Origin of the sequence: Microbacterium sp. HMWF026 (genome assembly GCF_003061325.1) — a bacterium.
GTDB lineage: Bacteria > Actinomycetota > Actinomycetes > Actinomycetales > Microbacteriaceae > Microbacterium > Microbacterium testaceum_E.
In genome coordinates this window covers 1-2,315 of the sequence record NZ_QAJB01000423.1, presented here as the reverse complement: position 1 = coordinate 2,315, position 2,315 = coordinate 1, and the positions used below count along the sequence as shown (strand labels likewise).

The 2,315-nt window shown below is 74.0% G+C and carries 4 protein-coding genes; all 4 read left to right on the top strand.

Going from position 1 to position 2,315, the window contains the following annotated elements; translation table 11 throughout:
* Nucleotides 1-461 (top strand): type II toxin-antitoxin system PemK/MazF family toxin (locus tag DBR36_RS15420; protein ID WP_108320605.1); only part of this gene is annotated, 461 nt, incomplete at its 5' end.
* 102 nt (nt 462-563) lie between these two features.
* Nucleotides 564-947: a YbaB/EbfC family nucleoid-associated protein gene (locus DBR36_RS15415; RefSeq protein WP_108320604.1), complete on the top strand. Its 384-nt coding sequence runs from the start codon at nt 564-566 to the stop codon at nt 945-947.
* Complete coding sequence (locus DBR36_RS15410) at nt 937-1,260, top strand: type VII secretion target (protein ID WP_181373636.1); 324 nt, start codon at nt 937-939, stop codon at nt 1,258-1,260. Before DBR36_RS15415 ends, DBR36_RS15410 begins: the two co-directional genes overlap by 11 nt.
* Nucleotides 1,257-2,315 (top strand): hypothetical protein (locus DBR36_RS15405; RefSeq protein ID WP_146185397.1); only part of this gene is annotated, 1,059 nt, incomplete at its 3' end. The genes DBR36_RS15410 and DBR36_RS15405, both read left to right, overlap by 4 nt.

Genomic DNA, 2,315 nt, shown 5'->3' with positions numbered 1-2,315 from the left:
CCGCACGCCCTGCACCGACCCGGGCGCCCGCCGGCCGGCCCACCGCGGCTCCTTCGGGCGCGCAGACGGTCGAGATCGACCCGCCGAGGCGCCTGACCCTCTCGTACGCGCCGCAGCGCGACAACGCCCCCGACGGGGGCGAGATCGTCTGGACCTGGGTTCCCTACGAGGAGCGCGACGGACGCGGAAAAGACCGCCCCGTGCTGGTGATCGGCCGAGCGGATGTCACCCGCTCCTACGCCGTGCGCCTGACGAGCAAGCCGCACGACGGCGACCGTCAGTATCTCGCCCTGGGCACGGGGGAGTGGGACCCGCAGCGGCGTCCGTCATGGGTCGACGTCGAGCAGCTGTACCTCGTACCCGACGCCGCGATGCGCCGCGCAGCCGCGGCCCTGGACCGCGCCCGGTTCGACACCGTCGCGTCGGCGCTGCGCGCGCGCTACGGCTGGACGCGCGGCTGAACGGAGCCGCCTCGATGAGAGCGGCGTGAGAGTGCTCTCATCTGCGCGAAAAAGCATCTGCCGACGCTACGTTTCGGCGCGCGGCGACACTAGCGTGATCGCGTGTCGCTGGATCCCGAAGACGCCTTCGCGCAGGTCGAGGCCGACGTGCGTCGTGCCGAGATCCGCGCGGCGCAGATGCCCGCGTTCGAGGCCGCGGTCGCCGCGGCACGCGGCACGGGACGTTCGCGTGCCCGCGACATCGTCGTGCAGGTCGATGCGGCTGGGCGCGTCGTCGACCTGCGGCTGAGCGAACCCGCCCTGACCCGGGGCGCGAGCCGTTTGGCGGCCGACCTGCTCGCGACGATCCGCGACGCCGAGGCGGACGCGCACCGGGCGACCCTACGGGCGGTGTCGGATCTGCTCGGCGCCGATGACCCCATCGTCGCCCAGTTGCGGGATGCCGCCGTCCCCGACGCTTCCGAGAGGACCGCCCATGGCCGATGACATCACCGTCGACGTCGACCTGCTGCGTCAGCACGCGGCTTTCGTCGACTCGCTCGTGGGGGACGTGGAATCGGCGCTCTCGGCACTGCGCGGCGGCGACCTGCTGCCCGACGCCTTCGGTCTGCTGTGCGCCTTTCTCGTGCCCCCGGGACAGGCGCTCGCGGCCGCGGCGACCGTCCTACTGGGCGAGGACGCATCGATGCTGATGCGGACCGCGGGCGAGCTGCGGCGCACCGCCGAGCAGTGGGAGCGCTTCGAGGACGACACCGTCACGGCGCTGCGCGCGCTCGACGCGGCGATGGGTGCGCGATGAGCGCCCCGGTGGCGCCCGGGACGACGTTCTCGGGCTCGCGGGTGATCGACTCCGGCCGGGCCCTGGCCGACGCCGTGCGCGACGGGCGGTGGCTCGAGGGGGGAACCGCTCTGCTCGACACCCTGGGCGATGCCGCGGCCGCGCTGACGGATCCCCTCGCGACCCTGACGTCGTGCGGACTGGGCTGGGTCATGGAGCATCTGAAGCCGCTCAGCACGTGGCTCGAGCAGCTGACCGGCAGCGCGGCGAACGTGGCGCAGGTCGCCGCGCAGTGGACCTCGACGGGCGCGTCGATGCGCCGTGCGGGCGCCGACCTCTCGCGGCGGCTCACCGACCTCGACGGCATGAGCGGCGGCAGCATCGCGGCCTATGTGCGGTTCGCCACCGACGCCGCGCGGCACCTCGCCGCCTCGGGCGGATGGGCCGAGGCGGCCGCGAGCGGACTGGTCTCGGCATCCACTCTCGTGACCCGCATGCAGGGCGTGGTCAAGACGGCGATCTCGAAGGTCGTCGCCACGGCGATCGAGGCCATGGCGGTGGTCGCCGCGTCGTTCGGTCTGGGCATGGGCTACGCGATCGCGCGTGTCGTCACGAAGGTCAACGAGATGGTCACCAGAGTCGTTCGCCCGCTGCGGGCCGTGCTGGGGTCGGTGACGGCCCTGACGGGGCTCGTGCGGCGTCTGCGGGGCGTGTTCGACGAGACATCCACCACCACCACCGCGGCGCTGCGCGGGGGAGCGCGGACGGTGCGTCTGGATGCGGGCCCGATCGTCGACGCCTCGGCGGCGACGCGCTACGCGAGCACGGCCGCATACGACCTGCGCGCCGCCGGACAACGCGCGGACGCCATGACCCGTGCCTTCGCACCCCTGACGGTCGCGGGCGTCGGGAGCGGTGTCGTCCTCTCGGGCGCGGAGCCCACGGCTGATGGCCCCCTGGACGGCCGCGCCACCCTCGACGTGTCGCGTCCCGGTCCGACATCGTCGCTCGGGCACGCCGGCTCGTCGCCCGGCGTCGGTCCCGCGCCCGGCACGCTCGGCGGGGTCACGGGTGGG